Origin of the sequence: Paenibacillus sp. FSL R5-0527, from assembly GCF_038008055.1 — a bacterium.
Classification (GTDB): domain Bacteria; phylum Bacillota; class Bacilli; order Paenibacillales; family Paenibacillaceae; genus Fontibacillus; species Fontibacillus macerans.
In genome coordinates this window covers 1,181,796-1,199,312 of sequence record NZ_JBBOYI010000001.1, presented here as the reverse complement: position 1 = coordinate 1,199,312, position 17,517 = coordinate 1,181,796, and the positions used below count along the sequence as shown (strand labels likewise).

At 54.9% G+C, this 17,517-nt stretch carries 14 protein-coding genes; 3 read left to right on the top strand and 11 right to left on the bottom strand.

The annotated features are described in order from the left end of the window. Positions 1-92: 92 nt before the first annotated feature. Positions 93-2,078, top strand: coding sequence for a fructose-specific PTS transporter subunit EIIC (locus tag NYE69_RS05450; protein WP_445744817.1), 1,986 nt, complete (start codon positions 93-95; stop codon positions 2,076-2,078). An 833-nt stretch (positions 2,079-2,911) separates the two neighbouring features. On the opposite strand, the gene pyk is transcribed toward NYE69_RS05450, so the two are convergent. The 4 genes from pyk to NYE69_RS05430 form a co-directional block, all read right to left on the bottom strand. Next, complete coding sequence (gene pyk, locus NYE69_RS05445) at positions 2,912-4,327, bottom strand: pyruvate kinase (RefSeq protein WP_340924893.1); 1,416 nt, start codon at positions 4,325-4,327, stop codon at positions 2,912-2,914. Positions 4,328-4,435: 108 nt separating this feature from the next. Beyond that, positions 4,436-4,774, bottom strand: coding sequence for a DsrE family protein (locus tag NYE69_RS05440; RefSeq protein ID WP_036626738.1), 339 nt, complete (start codon positions 4,772-4,774; stop codon positions 4,436-4,438). Next, positions 4,771-5,154, bottom strand: a complete 384-nt coding sequence (locus NYE69_RS05435) for a hypothetical protein (RefSeq protein ID WP_340924885.1) — start codon at positions 5,152-5,154, stop codon at positions 4,771-4,773. Before NYE69_RS05435 ends, NYE69_RS05440 begins: the two co-directional genes overlap by 4 nt. Beyond that, positions 5,151-5,477 (bottom strand): hypothetical protein, encoded by a 327-nt coding sequence (locus tag NYE69_RS05430; protein WP_340924882.1) that lies wholly within the window; start codon positions 5,475-5,477, stop codon positions 5,151-5,153. Before NYE69_RS05430 ends, NYE69_RS05435 begins: the two co-directional genes overlap by 4 nt. A gap of 106 nt (positions 5,478-5,583) precedes the next feature. Here NYE69_RS05430 and NYE69_RS05425 point away from each other — a divergent pair, with 106 nt between their 5' ends. Further along, on the top strand, positions 5,584-6,624 hold the full coding sequence (locus NYE69_RS05425; RefSeq protein WP_340924880.1) for a serine hydrolase domain-containing protein: 1,041 nt from the start codon (positions 5,584-5,586) through the stop codon (positions 6,622-6,624). Between the two features lie 505 nt (positions 6,625-7,129). On the opposite strand, the gene NYE69_RS05420 is transcribed toward NYE69_RS05425, so the two are convergent. The 7 genes from NYE69_RS05420 to NYE69_RS05390 form a co-directional block, all read right to left on the bottom strand. Further along, positions 7,130-7,966, bottom strand: coding sequence for a carbohydrate ABC transporter permease (locus tag NYE69_RS05420; RefSeq protein ID WP_328269838.1), 837 nt, complete (start codon positions 7,964-7,966; stop codon positions 7,130-7,132). Continuing rightward, positions 7,966-8,841 carry a carbohydrate ABC transporter permease gene (locus tag NYE69_RS05415; protein ID WP_340924877.1) on the bottom strand — a complete coding sequence of 292 codons (876 nt, stop codon included), beginning with the start codon at positions 8,839-8,841 and terminating at the stop codon, positions 7,966-7,968. Before NYE69_RS05415 ends, NYE69_RS05420 begins: the two co-directional genes overlap by 1 nt. Before the next feature lie 105 nt (positions 8,842-8,946). Then, on the bottom strand, positions 8,947-10,224 hold the full coding sequence (locus NYE69_RS05410; protein ID WP_340924874.1) for a sugar ABC transporter substrate-binding protein: 1,278 nt from the start codon (positions 10,222-10,224) through the stop codon (positions 8,947-8,949). Between the two features lie 200 nt (positions 10,225-10,424). After that, the gene (locus NYE69_RS05405) at positions 10,425-11,990 is read right to left on the bottom strand and encodes a response regulator (protein WP_340924871.1); all 1,566 of its coding nucleotides are present in this window, start codon (positions 11,988-11,990) and stop codon (positions 10,425-10,427) included. After that, positions 11,968-13,749, bottom strand: a complete 1,782-nt coding sequence (locus tag NYE69_RS05400) for a sensor histidine kinase (RefSeq protein WP_340924868.1) — start codon at positions 13,747-13,749, stop codon at positions 11,968-11,970. Before NYE69_RS05400 ends, NYE69_RS05405 begins: the two co-directional genes overlap by 23 nt. A 375-nt stretch (positions 13,750-14,124) precedes the next feature. After that, positions 14,125-15,237, bottom strand: coding sequence for a mechanosensitive ion channel family protein (locus NYE69_RS05395; protein ID WP_340924865.1), 1,113 nt, complete (start codon positions 15,235-15,237; stop codon positions 14,125-14,127). A gap of 59 nt (positions 15,238-15,296) precedes the next feature. After that, complete coding sequence (locus tag NYE69_RS05390) at positions 15,297-16,181, bottom strand: LysR family transcriptional regulator (RefSeq protein ID WP_340924862.1); 885 nt, start codon at positions 16,179-16,181, stop codon at positions 15,297-15,299. A 266-nt stretch (positions 16,182-16,447) separates the two neighbouring features. Here NYE69_RS05390 and NYE69_RS05385 point away from each other — a divergent pair, with 266 nt between their 5' ends. After that, the gene (locus NYE69_RS05385; RefSeq protein WP_340930286.1) at positions 16,448-17,404 is read left to right on the top strand and encodes a YeiH family protein; all 957 of its coding nucleotides are present in this window, start codon (positions 16,448-16,450) and stop codon (positions 17,402-17,404) included. Positions 17,405-17,517 lie beyond the last annotated feature (113 nt).

The following is a 17,517-nucleotide window of genomic DNA, read 5'->3' as shown; positions in this document are numbered from 1 at the left end:
AAGCTCCCGTGTACCGGGGGAGCAACGAGGCGGACGATCGTCCCGCCAAGGCCGCGCCGGGCAAACAGCAAAACCAGTTTTACCGACATTTGATGAGCGGCGTTTCTTACATGATCCCGTTCATCGTCGTCGGCGGTTTGCTGATCGCCATTGCGCTGTCGATCGGCGGTGTGCCGACGCCGGGCGGCTTGCAAATTCCCGAGGACTCGTTCTGGAAAACGATCGAGAAGCTGGGGGCCGCGTCCTTTACGTTTATGGTGCCGATTCTGGCCGGGTTCATCTCCTTTAGCATCGCGGACCGGCCCGGATTGGCGCCGGGTCTGATCGGCGGCTACATCGCCGCCAACGGCAGCTTCTACGGCAGCGAAGCCGGCGCCGGGTTTATCGGCGGGATTATCGCCGGCTTCCTCGCCGGTTACGTGGCCTTGTGGATCAAGAAATGGAAAGTGCCGAAACCGATCGTCCCGATCATGCCGATCATCATCATCCCGGTGCTTTCCTCGCTGATCGTCGGCCTGGCCTTTATCTATCTGCTGGGCGGCCCGATCGCCCAGGTATTCGCTTGGATGACCGCCTGGCTCGCCAGCATGCAGGGGACCAGCTCCATCCTGCTCGCACTTATTCTCGGCGCCATGATCTCCTTTGATATGGGCGGCCCCGTCAACAAGGTTGCCTTTATGTTCGGCTCCGCGATGATCGCCGAGGGGAATTATCACGTTATGGGCCCGATCGCCGTGGCGATTTGCATTCCGCCGATCGGTCTCGGCCTGGCCACGTTTATGTTCAAGCGGAAATTCCATGACGCCGAGCGCGAATCCGGAAAAGCGGCCTTTACGATGGGCTTGTTCGGCATCACCGAAGGCGCGATTCCGTTCGCTTCGCAGGACCCGCTGCGCGTCATTCCGAGCATTATGGTCGGCTCGATGGCCGGTTCCGTGATCGCCATGCTCGGAAACGTCGGCGACCGGGTAGCTCATGGCGGGCCAATCGTGGCGGTATTGGGTGCGGTGGATAACGTGCTGATGTTTTTCGTCGCCGTGATTATCGGGGCGATTGTGACCGCATTGATGATCAAGCTGCTTAAAAAGGACCAGGTTGCCCCCCAGTTGGCCGGCGGTTCCGAAGCTTATGAAGAGGCCGCGCCGGCTGCGGAGCTGAGGGGACGGGCACAGGAGCGGCGGCTGGAGCAGCGGAGCGAGCAGCAGTTGGAACGACGGTTGGAAGCGCCGCAGGAGCAGCCGCACGAGCAGCGGCTGGAACGGCAGTTGGAAGCGCCGCAGGAGCAGCCGCACGAGCAGCAGCTGGAACGGCGGTTGGAAGAGCCGCAGGAGCAGCTGCACGAGCAGCGGGTGGAACGACAGTTGGAAGAGCCGCGGGAGCAGCTGCACGAGCAGCGGGTGGAACGACAGTTGGAAGAGCCGCGGGAGCAGCCGCACGAGCAGCGGCTGGAACGACAGTTGGAAGAGCCGCGGGAGCAGCCGCACGAGCAGCGGAGCCAGCAGCAGTTGGAACGGCAGCACGAACAGCAGCAGGAGCCGCAGCAGCTGGACTCGCCCGTCATAACCAGCCGTGATGCCAAGGCTGGAACCGGAGCCGATAGACCACCGGAACAACGCTCGGTCAGCAAGCTGACGGACATCCTTGATTTGAACCTGATCGAGACTTCATTGACCGCATCGACGCGGGACGGCGTCATCGATGAAATGATCGGCAAATTGGAAACGGCAGGCGCGCTAACCTCGCGGGAGGAGTTTAAACTGGCAGTTCTAAACCGCGAGCGGGAAAGCTCCACCGCAATCGGAATGAATATCGCCGTTCCCCACGGGAAATCGTCCGCCGTCCTCAAGCCGCGGGTCGTATTCGGGATGAAGCCGGAAGGCGTCGACTGGGACAGCGCGGACGGAACGCCGGCGAAGCTGATCTTTATGATCGCCGTCCCTGCCGAAAATAAAGGCAACGAGCATCTAAAAATTTTGCAGATGCTGTCCCGAAAGCTGATGGACGACAGCTTTAGAGAGCGCTTGTTGAACGTAAAAACCAAGCAAGCGGCCTACGATCTTCTGGATGAGATTCAATAATGAGCAATAGGCACTCCCGATACAGCTAGCTGCCCCGGAGAGTGCCTTTTTTTTTGCAGGATCGGAGAACGATTGGGAATAGGAGCAATATATGTCCCTATTCTCCGGATTGGACATTTGACTCGCCAAATAGCGGCAATTTATGTCGCTATGCCTCGGCCATTACGCCGATCCCCCCATTTGCGCCAGTCCAATGGAAAATAGCGACACAAAAATCCGTTATTTCGGCGAGCTTTCCGAAAACCTCAAATATAGGGACCTTTTTTGCCGTTATGTCACTTGTGTTGCATCAAGTCTTATCCGACAAGTTACATTTTCTGGTCACACAACTATTCTAACGGTTGCCACAAGCGCTATTTGTTCCAAAAACATTGATTTCAAATTGTAACGGTTGCCATGGAGCTTATTTCACTGAAAAACGGCTAATTCTGCTTAGATTCAGGCAAATAACGGCGATCACAACCGTTAGAATTTAGAAAAGGTCTTTTTTCGGAAAATAGCCGCTGCCACAACCGTTAGATTTTCGGCGGGCGACAGTACGGTTCGAAGACCAAGACTTTTAAAGAAACCTTGAGCAAAAATGCCACGCTAGTGCCGAAACGCGCTATGTGCTATGTCTGCTGTATCCACTACGTCCGCTATATCCACTACGTCCGCTATATCCACTACGTCCGCTATATCCGCTACGTCCTCTGTGTTCACTATGTCCACTATATCCACTATGTGCACCATGTCCACTACGTCCACTATATCCGCTATGTCCGCTACGTCACGTTATGTCAGAGAAGCGAGCGGCTAGACCCTTCTACGTGGCAAACCGGTTCCGTTCCTCTTTAAATCTGCCGGATTTGGATCAAGTTGGTGGTCCCCGCCTGCCCGAGCGGCAAACCTGCGGACAGCACGACTATGTCCCCTTCTTGTGCGTACCCGGACTTTACCGCGCTTTGAATCGCCGAATCAAACATCTCGTCGGTGGTGGTCACCGGCCCTCCCAAATAAGGGAAGACCCCGGACAAAAGGCATAACTTGACCAGCACATGCGGGTGATGCGCGATCGCCACGATCGGGGCCTTTGGCCGGTATTTGGACACCATCTGGGCGGTAAAGCCGCTTTCGGTGGAGGTGAGGATCACTTTGGCGTCCAGCTCCAGGGAAGCGCTGACCGCACCTTGGCTGATTACCTCCGTGATGTTGGTGGCATGCAGCCTTCTTCTGCGGTTGAATTGCTCGCCGTAGTCTATCATCGACTCCGCCCTGCGGGCCACCGCCGCCATCGTGCGCACGGACTCCACCGGGTATTTGCCGGCCGCCGACTCCCCGGACAGCATTACGACGTCGGCCCCCTGCATCACCGCGTTGTACACGTCGCTCACTTCGGCCCTCGTCGGCCGCGGGTTCACCTGCATCGACTCAAGCATATGCGTGGCCACGATCACCGGCTTCCCCGCCAGATTGCACTTATCGATGATCTCCTTTTGCCTCACCGGCACTTCCTCGACCGGCACCTCCACGCCCATATCCCCGCGGGCAACCATGATCCCGTCCGACGCCTCGATAATGTTGTTAAGGTCGGCAATCCCTTCTTCATTTTCGATCTTGGAAACGATCTGCACGTGGCCGGCATTCTGCTCCTGCAAAATCCGCCGCACTTCGCGGATATCATCCCCTTTCCGCACAAACGAAACGGCGATCATTTCCACGCCTTGCTCCAGTCCAAAATGAATGTGCCGGATGTCCCGTTCCGTCACCCCGGGCAGCGTCGTTTTGATGCCGGGCAGGTTCACGCCCTTGTTCGGCTTGAGCTTACCGCCGCTGACGATGCGGCAGCGGATCTCCGAGCCTGCGGCGGTCAGGACGCGCAGCTCCACCAGCCCGTCGTCGATCAGAATCCGGTCGCCCTCCCGCACCACCCTGGGCATATCGGGATAATTGACCGAAATCCGCGCGGCATCCCCGGCGATCTGCTCGGTCGTTAAAACCAGTTCCTCGCCGGCCTTTAGCTCAGCGAACGGTTCACGCAATTTGCCGATCCGGACCTCCGGCCCTTTGATATCCATCATGATGGGCACAAACGTGTTTAACTCCCGCGCCGCCTCGCGCACCTGAGCGATCCGCCGCGCGTGCTCCTCCAATTCTCCGTGCGCCATGTTCAGCCGACCCACCGTCATTCCCGCCCGAATCATGTCCTGCAGCACCCCGACGGCATCACTAGCCGGGCCAAGCGTACAAATGATTTTAGTGCGCAGCATGCTAACCCTCCTTCGAATTTCACATTTTTCTTCCAGTAAGGTATAGTATGCTTTTTTTGTCCTTCCAATAAACGAGACCGCACGAATCCGAATCACGGATGATGGGCCTTAAGCGATCGTGATCACCTCGTATTGTTCCGCCAGTTCCAGGAAACGCCCCATGCTGGACACCTCGCCGGCTGCCAGCCGATCCCGAATCCCGTAATAGTCGACGCAGGTGCCGCAGGCCAGCACGGGCACGCCGCGCGCCTCCAGCTCCTTCAGATGCAGCGAAGCGAACGATTGCTCCGTCAATGCCAACACGCCCCGGTTTACGCAAAAAACCGCGGCCGGCAGCTGCTCCCGCTGCTTCAGCAGCGTCGCGAAGGTTTCCAGCAACTGCGCGCCAAGCTCCCGTTCACCGCTGCCTATACTGTCCGTCGTAAGAAAAATCACTTTGTTTTTCAATTCTCCGTCTCTCCTTTCAACTTCTCATCCAGCAATTCAAAGGCTTGCCAAAGCTTATCCCCGGGAACCGCATCATAACGGTCGCCGATGCTGACTTCAAAATAGCTTCCTCCCGCCGTCCGTTCCTTTACATAATGGGAAAGACCGACTCCGGTCTCCCCGCAAATTTCGATCAGCATTTCCTCCATCCGCCGGCTGGACAGCCCGGCATGGACATGGAACATGTTGGATACCGGAATTTCCGGCAGGGTCGTGATGCCGCGGCAGCGGTTATACATTCCGGCCAGTTCCCGCGCTTGCTCGTAATAGAGCTCCATTTTCCCGATTCTTTGCTCGTAATAATAATCCGCGCTGAGGATATATGGATAAAGGCTGATCAAATCGCCGCCGTGGCGTCTTTTCCATACCTTGGACTCCTGCGTAAACTCCGGCTGCCCCGCCAGGATCGCTCCGGCAACGCCGCCGCTTCCTTCCCCAGAACGCCGGCCATCTTTGCTTCAAAATCCTCGATCACTTTACCCGCGCCGTACATATCGCTTTCCACTCCGCCGTCCACTCCGGCGAGCGCCGCCTTCAGCACGTCGACTTCTCTTCTGCCGTGGCCAGTAAGCGGGTATTCAGCCCGGTCAAAGACCTCTTTCAGTGTCTTCCGTTCCGGTTCCGGTCCCGGTTTGGGCCCCGAATGATGTTCAAGATCGTTCAAGCGTTCCATCTCCCCTCGCGGTCTTTTTTCACGTTTCTCGCCCGCTTGCCAAGCTAAAGCTATTATAGCTCCAAACGCCAACGTAATCGAACCGCCCCTTGCCGGAGTGAGGCAGCTTCCCCAGACCCAAGTCCAGCCTCGAATCCACGGGCAGCATATCCGCAATCTCAAGCAGGTGGAGCTCACCGAACCCGTTGGCACGGCGTACCAATATTCGAATCTGAATTACGATATTTTGGGCGGCATTATCGAAGCCGTTTCGGGGATGTCTTACGGGGACTATATCAAGCAAAATATTTACGCGCCGCTGGGCATGACGCACAGCTATGCTTCACCAAACTCCGCGCAGGACCTGGCTACAGGCTATCAGCCGATGTTCGGACTTATGCTGCCGACGAAAATGATCAACCACGAAGGTACGGTTCCTTCGGGATATTTGGTCTCCAGCGCCGAGGACATGTCCAAATACCTGATCGCTCAAATCAACCAAGGGCGATTCGGAAATACGTCCGTCGTATCCGAGCGGAGCGCCGCGCTCATGCATGCCCCGGCGATCCAAATGTGGGGCAGCCAATATTACGGCATGGGGTGGAGCATCGACAAGGACCGCAATTGGGTGTATCACGACGGCTCGACGGAAAATACATATTCCAAAATGATCATCGGCGGCGACTACGGCATCATTTTTCTGGTCAACTCGATGGATTTCTTCCATATCGACGCTTACGATCAAATCACGGCGGGAATCGACCGTATTCTTCACAGTGAGCAGCCCATCACTGCCGGAATGGATAGCTATCGAAAGGATTTCCTGATCGTCGATGCCGTTGCGCTGGCCGTTCTGCTGTATCTGGTTTTGTCCGTTCGCCGCCTTTTCCGGTGGAAAACCCGCTTTAAGCCGACCAAGCTGCACATCGCCATCCAGGTGCTGTCGATTACATTCATCCATGCGTTCATCCCGCTGGCAATCCTGTTCGTGCAGCCCAAGGTCCTCGTGCCGTGGCCTGTCATTTTCGTATTTCTCGCGGGCTTGGGCCACTTCATGTATTACACGTCGATTGCGCTGCTAGCGATCGGGATTATCAAATTTCCGCTTCTCGTCAACAGTATCCGCAAACAAAAAAACGGCCGCAATCTGGCCGTGTAGCGGGTTGCGGCTCCGTCCGCAAAAGGATGGGCAGCCGCCTTTATGGCTGCTGCCGCAGCTTCTGTTGACACCATCGCCGCTACCAGGCTTCTTATCTTATACGGCAATTTTCCCCAGGTTGGGCGAAAATAAAGCCTCTGGGGCAGAAGCAAATCACGTAATGCAAAAGTGCAGGCGAATTTCGTCGAAACTTCTCGAAACAGGCAGCTCAACTGCAAAAGTGCAGTTCACCACCTTTGTATATTACATAATTTTACAATTCAATTCAAAACAAATGCACTTTTGCAGTTCATCCGCTCGAAAACGAAGATTGGCGAAAAATCGGATGCACTTTTGCAATTGAACCAACTAATCAACGGAAACGAAGCAGACATTTGTCTTTAACCGACGATTACTTTACTACTTTACATGCATCGGCCGACCGGCTACTTTATCGCAGGAGGGTACGCATAACGCCGGCTGTACGCTTTATTGCGCCAAATGCCAGCTACTTTACTCCCCCTAATTACTTCACCGCTCCCGCCGCGATGCCCTTGATGATGTACTTTTGGGCAAACGCATAGAAAATGACGACAGGGATGATGGTCAGCGTCAGGCCCGCCATGGCCTGGTTCCACACGATCGTGAACTCTCCGAAGAAGTAGAACGTCGACAGCGGGATCGTGCGCAGCGCTTTATCCGACAGCGTCAGCGACGGCAGCAGATAGTCGTTCCACGTCGCGATGACGTCCAAAATGGCCACGGTAATCGTGATCGTCTTCAGCATCGGGAACACGATCCGCCAAAACACGCCGAATTTCGTGCAGCCATCCAGAGTCGCGGCTTCCTCCAACGCGATCGGAATCGATTTGATAAATCCGTGGTACAAAAACACCGCCATACTGGCGTGAAACCCGATGTTCATGTATATGAGTCCGCCATGCGTATTCAGCATCGGGATGTGAAGGTTGGTGCGAATCCAGTCCATGACCTGCATCAGCGGCATCATCAGCGTTTGGAAGGGGATCAGCATCGTCGCGACATACGCCATAAATATCCATTTGCTGATTTTCGTGTCGCGCCGCACCAGCATCCAGGCGGTCATCGACGACAAAATCACCACGAAAATGACCGTCAAAATAGTCACCAACAGCGAATTGCCGAGCACCCGGAAAAAATTCATCTTGTCGATCGCGCTCGCATAATACTCAAAGTTGAGGCTTTGCGGCAGCGCCAGCGCGTTGGTGTACAGCTCCGCCCGGTTTTTGAAGGAGTTGACGAGCATAATATAGATCGGGGACAAGAAAACAAGTGCAAGAATGAGCAGTAAGACGGAAGGAATCCATTTGCCGGCACGCTTCATTACATCTGCACCTCTTTCTTTTTCGTAATGATAACCTGTGTCAGCGTTACAACAGCCACGACGAGGAAGAACACGATCGCTTTGGCCTGGCCGACGCCGTACCGGCCGTACCCGAAGATTTCGTTAAAAATGTTCATGGCGAACATTTCGGTGGAGTTCACGGGACCGCCGTTCGTCAAAGACAGATTCACGTCGTAGATCTTAAACGCGCCGGAGAGCGTCATAAAAAAGCAGATCGTAAAGGACGGCATAAGCAGCGGAAACACGATTTTGGTCAGGCGCTGCCACATATTCGCGCCGTCGACCTTCGCCGCCTCAAGCGTTTCATCCGAAATCCCTTGAATCCCGGCGATATAAATGATCATCGTATAACCGGCCATCTGCCACGTAAACACAATGACCATCGCATATAGCGCGAATTCCGGGTTGATCAGCCAGTTGAAAAAGAGATGATCGAGCCCCGTGTTGTTCCCCAGATACTTAAAAATGTCGGTAAAAATAAACTTCCAAATGTAGCCCAAAATCAGCCCGCCGATCAGGTTCGGCATAAAAAACAGCGTCCGCGCCAGGTTGCTCGTGCGAAGCCCGCTGGTCACCAGCAAGGAGAACAAAAGCCCGAAGACATTAACCGAGATCAGCGCCAAAATCGTGAATTTGATCGTATGCCAAGCCGAAGAATAAAACCGCTCATCATGAAAAATGCGGGCATAGTTGTCAAAGCCCACGAACACTTTCGGATCGGCGGGAATCCCGTTCCAGCTGATGAAGGAGTAGTACACCCCGATGATGAACGGGATGATCACGACCGTCGTAAAGATGATAAATAACGGCATGGTAAACAACGCGTACCAGAGCTTATCTTTGTTACTGCGCATAAATCCACCCCATTTCCGGGAATTTGCTGTGAAACACGAAAGCCTAACGCCATCAAAATAGAGTTAGGCTTTCGTGGAATGATTTCCTGAAACGTCAGCTAAAGGTTACTTTGCCGCATTGGCCCAAGCTTTATCCAGGTTTTGCAGGAACTGCTGGCCGGTCATATCCGGATTCAGGAAGAACTCGGCCGTTGCCGGAGCCAGATCGTTTACGATGATACCTTGCGGGAAGTAGTTGAAGGCCCAAGGAATCGTTTCGCCGCTCTTCGTCGCTTCAAATACCGCCTGCGATAACGGATCGAGGCCCGCCGCTTCGATATTGGTCATTGCCGGGATAAATTTGAACTCGTTTACGATCGTATTTTTGCCCGTTTCGCTCGTGAACAGCCAGTTCAGGAAGGCGTTGGCCGCTTTGATTTCCGCTTCGCTCGCTTCCTTGTTAATGACCCAGCCGCCCGGAATGTCCACGGACAGCTTCTTGTTGCCGGCAATCGGCAGCGGCATCATGCCAATGTCCAGATCGCCATAGTCCGCGAGCATCGAATAACTCCAGTTCCCTTGGTGAACCATCGCCGTTTTTCCGGTGGCAAAATCCCCCATTTGCGTGTCGTACGTCACTTCCATCGGATTCGTGGAGTTGGCCCGAATCACTTCCATAAACTTGGCGAACTCTTGGAATTCCTTGGTGTCAGCCATTTTCACTTCGCCTTTGTTCAACTTCTCGACGAACGCTTTCGGATCTTCCTGAAGGGCGAACGGAGTATTGATGATATGTCCGATCAGGAAGTACGCTTCCTGGGAAAGGCTCAGCCCGTTAACACCTTTGGCCTTTAGGCCTTCCATCGTAGTCTTGAAAGAGTCGAAGTCGGTCACTTTGCTTGGGTCGACCAGGCTCTTGTTGTACACCAGACCGAAGCCTTCTACGCCCGTCGGCACGCCGACCACTTTGCCGTCGACTTCCAGGGCCATGTTCGGCGCGATATTTTTGACATACTCTTCATTGCTCATATCGTAGTAATAGGACTTGAATTTTTCCGCCTCCGCGCCGGCCCCTACGCTAAAGATCGTCGGACCTTCCTTGGCGGCCAGCTTGGCTTGGAGCTGGGTCATGTAAGCATCGCCGGCAGAGCCCCAAACGTCGACTTCGTTACCAGTTTCCTTTTTGTATTTTTCCGCCAATCCCTCCAGGGCTTCGGCGATTTCGACCTTGTTTTGGAACAGCGAAATCTTCGCTTGTTTTTCCGGTTGATTGCCGCCTCCGGCACCGCCGGCATTATTCGCGGCATTGCCCGCATTGTTTTTTGCGTTGCCTCCGCAAGCTGTCAAAGCAACAACTAACGCCATCGTCGCGATCAAACCAAGCGCTTTTTTCGTTCTTTTCATTCCTGTCCCCCCGATTATGATGTCGTTTGTGGTGATGAAACCCCTTACACGTCCATTATATTGGTTATGGACCTGGGCAATACAGGGGATATCATCGCCTTTTGGAGTAAAATTTGAAACTAAACAAAAAAGGAAAGAAAGAGGCTGCGGCAGCTTCTTCCTTCCTTTGTTATTCCATTCGCGGCGGCAGGTTATGCATTTTAGCCGTCCATCCGCGGCCGGGGTGCCTTATGATGCTTGCGGTACTGCGTCGGCGACTCGCCGGTAAACTTTCGGAACACTTTGCCGAAATAATTGTCGTCCTCGTACCCCAGCATCCGGGACACCTCAAGCACGGTTTGGTCCGAATGGCTGAGCAGGGACTTGGCTTTTTCCATTCTTAGCCCGGTCAAATAGTTCATCACCGTGGTTCCGTAAGTTTCCTTAAATTTCTTGGCGATATATTGGGGACTGAAATGAAAACGTTCCGCCAACGAAGACAGGCTGATGTCAGCCCCGATATTGGACGAGATGTAGTGCTGAATCGCATGGATGCTTTGGAGCGAAGCCAACCCTTCCCCTTCCGACTCGATCATCAGCCAGAAAATATGCGTCAGTTCCTGCCCCCATTCCTCCAAATCGCCGATCCAAAGCGACAGCGTTTCCGTCTGATGCTCCTGATGGAGCTGGCGGGAAATGCGGGCGATCAGCAAATTCATTTCCATCGTGTAATGCTGCAGGTCCTTTAAAGATAAATACCCGAGCTGCCGGAGCTCCCGCACAAAAGAACCGATCAGTTCGGCCATGTGTTCCTTGTCGCGTTTTCTTAAAGCCTCCAGCAGGAGAATTTCCCGGTCGATAAACGTCACGGCATGGCCTGGCTTGCCCGCACCCCCTCCGCCGTCCAAAACATTGGCCTGAAGAATTTCCGTTCTGGCCTCTTTGATGGCGGACAAAATTTCAGCGCTGCCGTACTTTTTCCGCACAAACCCGGAGAAGACGTCCAGCTTGATCGCGGACAGCCACGACTTCTCCAGCTTGGCTCTGTAATGTTCCACATCCGCGGCGGGAGCTTCCCCCTCGGTCAGAATGCAGAAAAACGAATCGATCCGAAAAAAATAATACCGGCCCAATGGCCGCAGAACGTCCTTGATGATGTTGCGTACGGAGAACATAAGCAACGCTTCGTCCCCCATAAAGCTGCGGTCGACGATCTCCGTCAGGTTCCTCGGCAAAAAGAGCAGCAGGTAAAAGTCTTTAACGGGAAAGCCCGCCTCCTGCAGCACTTGGCGGACGCCTGCATGATTGACGGATTCCGCTTGCAAATACGTGGCCATCCTCTGCTCCTGGAGCAGGGTGTTGGCTTCATGAACCTGAAGGTTCCGGCGCAGCTCCTCGCTCCGGTTTTCCCGGCTTTCCAGAATCTCCCCGACCGCCTTGGAAACGGCCTTGTTCAAGTCGTCGATCTTGAATGGCTTCAGCAAATAATCGACTCCCTGCGCCAGCAGGGTCGCTTTGGCATAACGAAATTCCTGGTACCCGCTCAGAACGATCACCTTGGAGTCCCATCCTTCCGCCCGCAATTTTTCCAGAAAGGTCGGTCCATCCATACGCGGCATGCTCATATCGCACACGATCAGTTCCGGCGCCTCGCGGCGCACGATCTCAAGCGCCTCCACGCCGTCCTCGGCCTGCAAAATTTCGGTCATTTGATAGCTCGGCCAGTCGATGGCCAATTCAACGCCTTCCCTGACATGCTCCTCATCATCCACGATCAGTACTTTCATGCGGTTCACGCTCCTTCTCCGGTTGATAGGGGATGGACAAAGTGACGGTCGTCAGCGCATACGGCTTGCTTTCGATGTCCCAGGCAAATCCTGGTCCATAATACAACTGCAGCCGCTTTAATACATTAACCAAACCGATGCCGACCCGCGATTCGAGCTTGGCGGAAGAATCCGTATACGCACGGCGGATGTCGCCGATCATGTCCGGGGCGAAGCCGCGCCCGTTATCGATCACGCGGATGATCAACCGGTCGTTCAGCTCAATTTCCACACGGATGGTCCCTGTACCGTTCCCTTTTTCAATGCCGTGCACGATGCTGTTTTCGACCAGGGGCTGCAGCACCATTTTCGGCACCCGCAGGAACAACGCCTCGTCCGGGCAGCTTTGCGAGTAATCCAGTTTATGCTTAAACCTTCCTACCTGCAGCGAAATGTAATGGTTCAAGTGCTCCAGCTCGTCTTGCAAAAGAACCTCTTCATGATCGATATCCATATTGTAGCGGAACATCGCTCCCAGCTCGGCCAGCTTGTCGCTCACCTCGTGCGCGTTTTTCTTGATCGCCAGCGTGCCGATCGATTGCAGCGTATTGTACAGGAAATGCGGGTTGATCTGCGCCTGAAGCATTTTCAGCCGGGCGTCCGCGACCTCCAGCTTGTACCGGTACTGCTGGTTCCAAAGCGCGTCCAGTTCCGCGGCCATGTCCTGAAGACGGTCCTCCAGAAGGCCAAGCTCGTCGGTCGCTTGCGAACCGCCTTGAATGTTGAAATTGCCCATCTGGATTTTTTTGATCTGGCCGAGGATGCGTTTGATCCGCAGCAAAATCACATACGAGATGACTCCCGCCATAACGGCGACAAAACCGGTCACGGCCACCTGCAGGGCCAGCGATCGGTTCAGCGCCTGCCTGCCCGCCTGCTCTATGACGGAGCTCGGGATGAATTTCACCAGCGTAATGGGCAACCCGTAGGAAACGTCCGTGTAGTAAATGTATATTCCCTTTCCCTTGGGGTCATGGATCAAGCCTCTGGCATCCCCGTCCGCAGCGGCGATTTTTCCGCGCAATTCCTGAATCCAATCGCTATCGCCGGCCGCGGAAGCAGTCGAATACAACAGCTGCAAATCGTTTTGCAAAAGAATGTATACATCCCCTTGCTCGGACGTCGACAACGGTTCCACCAATTCCTTTAATTCTGTATTCCGCACCGTAACCGAGGTCAGGCCCAGCGTTTCACGGCTGGATATGTCCACAAACAGCTTGTTGATCTGCAGCCGCTTCTCCCCGTTTACTTCAATAACCGCGTACTCCTCGTTATAGCGTTGCCCTTCCGCGGGGAGCCGGCGGTGGACAAAATCGGGAATGAGCTGCCGCTCGTTCAGCCCCGATTTTACGTTAAACTGGCGGTTGGTCAGCGCGCTCTTGTAGGTCACCGAGCGGATTTCCGTATAGCTGCCGTAGAGGCGCTGCATTTTTTGATTGATGTACACGGCCTCCGCCGGAGTCTGCATCTCCTTTTTGGTCAGCAGGCGCATCAGTTCGGGGTCGCCGTAGTAGGACAACGTGAGCAGCATGATGTCATGGATGTATTTATGAACGCTCGACATCGTGATCGCCATCGATTTTTGGTTCAGCTGAACGAGCTGATCCTGCACCGAACGCCCGATAATCTGGTAGGACATGTAGCTGGAAATCAAAAAAGGCACAATGGTGGCAGTCAGCAGGCCCAATAAAATTTTGGTAAATAAACTTCGCTTGATCAAGGACATGGCATCCTCGCCCCCGTAAACGGTTTCTTTCCTGTCAGTAAACCTTATTCCGCCGCCGGGTGTCAACTCTCGGATTCAGTATGCGCTTTGGGGCGCAAGAAAAACGCCTAACGGCGTCCTTTCTGACTCTGACTTCTACGTAAGAGCGATTGGAGGGATGTGGACACTGCTCTAACGGACACCAACGACCTTATCCGTCCATTTCCCAGGTATTTCCCAGCCTAACGGACCCACATGACCTTATTTCGCCCTAAACGAGCTAACCCGGGCCGATTCGGGGGAATAACGTCATCTCTGTCCGTTAGATTTTACAAACCTCCGTTTTTCCGCAAATAACGGCTCCGGAGTCCTTTAGCCTTCAGATCTTGTTTACTCGTACGGCCGGTATGCCCTGGACATTTCCCCTCCGCCATCCGCCAGCGCCCCTTCCAGAAACACCCGGTGCGAAGGATACGCCAGCTTGATGCCTTCCTCTTCCAGCACCTGCAGCAAGGCCAAATTTATACCCTGCCGGGCCGACAAATATTCCGCCCAAACCGTGGACTTCGTAAAATAATATATAAAAATGCCCAAACTGCTCTCGTTAAAATCGGTGAACTTGACGTGAATCGTGCCGGGGTCGATTTGCTCGTTGTCCCTCAGCAGCCGCTCGATCCGGGAAATGGCCGCAGCCAGCCGCGCGCGGTCCGAATCCAGCGCCACACCGAGCGTAAAGCTGACCCGGCGCTTGCCCATCCTGCTCCAGTTGGTGATCGGCTGATCGGCCAGCGCCGCGTTCGGCACCGTAATCAAAGCATCCGCGAAAGTGCGGATTTTGGTGCTGCGGAACGTAATGTCTTCCACCACCCCTTCGGCGGCGGGCGTTAGAATCCAATCCCCTTTGGCGAAAGGCTTTTCCAAAATGATCACGATGCCGCCGAAAATATTGCCGAGCGTATCCTTGGCCGCCAGGGCGACGGCAAGGCTCCCCAGTCCCATGCCGGCCACCAGGCCGTTGATGCTAAAGCCCCATTCCGAACCGATTAGCGCGATCGTCAAGACGATAACGACAAACCGCAGCACCTTGGACAGGAACGGAATCAGCATGCTGGAATCGTCCAGCCGGATTTTTTTGCCGATTCCTTCAAGCAGCACGGACGATTGGGCCGATAAAATATACAAAGCCCAGCCCGCTAGAGCAATGACGGCGCTGCGGAACAGCGGGTCAAGGCCGATGGCCAGCTCCCAGCTGCGCGGCAGCAAATATTTGACGCCCAAATAAACGCCCACTAGTACGAAAAACGACCGGAACGGCCGCTCAAGCACCTGCTTCCACAGTTCCCCCTTGCCGGATGCTCCGAATCGTCGGTTCAGCAAGGCAAAAATATACTTCACCAGCACTTTGTTGAACAGCGCAAAAAGCGCGATGATCAAGACGGCGATCCCGATATCCGCCCACCTGATCTTGCTGATATTATCCGCAAGCCCCTCCCAAAAGTTCATAGATTAGACACCTCCCGGCTAAATAAAGTGCCATTATACCATTGCCCGTTTTATTTTGTCTAAATGGAGGGGGACCTACGCAGAAGCTCCATAAACACTTCCATCGCTTTGGTATAAAATGGAGCCGTACGTGTGATCAAGGAAAATTTGCGGGTAAACGGAAAACCTTCGACATCCGGCTCCCGCAGCGTTCCGAGGGCAATTTCCTTGCGCACCGCGGCCCGGGACAGGAAGCTGATGCCCAGCCCCGCCTCGACCGATTCCTTGATGATTTGCGTGCTGCCGAACTCCATCAGCCGCTCCGGATAAACCCCCTGTTCGGCAAACATTTTGTCCGCCGCCTCGCGCGTGCCCGAACCGGGTTCCCGGACGATCCACGTCTCCTCCCGCAAATCGGAAAATTTCAAGCCGACGCGCCCCGCAGCCTTGTGCCCCGCCGGGATCACGATCACCATGGCGTCATCGGCGATCGGCTCAATGCGGAATTGCGCGTCGCGAAACTCGCCTTCGATAATGCCGATATCCAGCTCATGTCCGCCCACCTTCGCTTCGATCTCCCTGGAATTTCCGATGGTGATCGCCGGCCGGATTCCGGGGTACAGCTTCATCATCTCCGCCACCACATGCGGCAGCACATATTCTCCATACGTATAGCTTGCACCGATCGACAGATTCCCGTACGCGGTATGCTTCAAATCATCGATCAAATACTGCATCCGGCCGTACAGCCCGGAAATTTCCCGCGCATGGTGGTAGACGATCTCCCCCGCCTTGTTCAGCCGGACGAATTTATTGCTTCGCTCCAGCAGCTTGGTCCCGAGCTGCCGCTCCAGCGCCCCGATATGCTGGCTGACGGCCGGCTGCGTCATATGCAGCGCTTCGGCGGCGCGCGTAAAGTTTTGTTTTTCGGCCACCGTTATGAACACTTTTAAGGCCAAATCCATAACCGCATCCCCTTCCCCATGAACCAATAATAACTATTTACTTATCATAATGATTTAAATGAATAATTTTACTTATTATTAAAACCGATTTATGCTGTTTACGCAAACCAGATGGAGGTGATTTTGTGACTATTCGAACAGACCACGGCCGCCGCGCGGCGGCAAAATCCCATGGATTGCCCCGCCACCCCCGGGGATTCGCCCAAACCGGCAAAGCCGCTTTTGCATTTGCGGTTCGCACGCGGGCGGGCGCTTGGGGAAGCGGTATCGCCTTTACGCTGATCATCGCCTTGCTTGGCTACGGTTTGGCCTGCCTGCCCGGGTTGGACCGGGCCGGTCAGTTGGCCTGCTCCATCCTGCTCGCCGTCCTCTACCGGCAACTCTGGGGATACCCGGAGAAACTGCGCGCAGGGATTCGTTTCTCCTCGCAACAACTGCTGCGGCTCGCGATCATTTTGTTCGGCTTGAAGCTGAACATCGGCGTCGTGCTGCAGCAAGGGCCGGGCTTGCTGCTTCGCGACGCCGCGGTTATCGTTTTCTCGATCCTGGCGACGAGGCTGCTGGCCAAATGGCTGAAAGGGGACCCCTCCCTCTCCCTGCTGCTTGGCATCGGGACCGGCGTTTGCGGGGCCGCGGCCATCGCCGCCGTTTCCCCGATTCTTCAATCCAAAGAGGAGGACACCGCCATTGGCGTCGGGATCATCGCATTGGTCGGCACGTTGTTCGCCGTCGCTTACACGGTTATTCGCCCGTTTCTTCCGCTGAGCGGGGTGGATTACGGGATATGGAGCGGCGCCAGTCTGCATGAACTCGCCCACGTCGCGCTGGCTGCGGAACCGGCCGGACCGGACGCGCTCGCGGTCGCCCTGCTGGCCAAGCTGGGGCGCGTTCTCCTGCTGATCCCGCTCAGCCTCCTGCTGATGGTATGGATGAAACGGACCGGCAGAACGGGGACGGACGCCAAAATCACATTCCCATGGTTTCTCCTCGGTTTTATCGCCATGAGCTGTCTCGGAAGCTTCCTCATCGGCAAATATATTCTCATTCCGCAAGCAGTAATGAACGGGGTATCCTCGCTGACGACGTTTTTGCTGGCGATGGCTATGGCCGGTCTCGGCTTGAACGTCGACCTGCGGCAGCTGCGCGCCAAGGCGCTTCGCCCGCTCTTCGCCATGCTGACCGCCTCGCTGCTGCTCAGTCTGTTGACGCTCGCCACGCTTTAGTTTTTGATCGTTTTATTTTCGCATAACAAGGCTTCCTCCGGCAGGATGCCTTGTTTTTTTGTGTCTTCGGACGGCCAGGCGGCATTTCTTGAAAACTTTCTTGAAAAAGATGA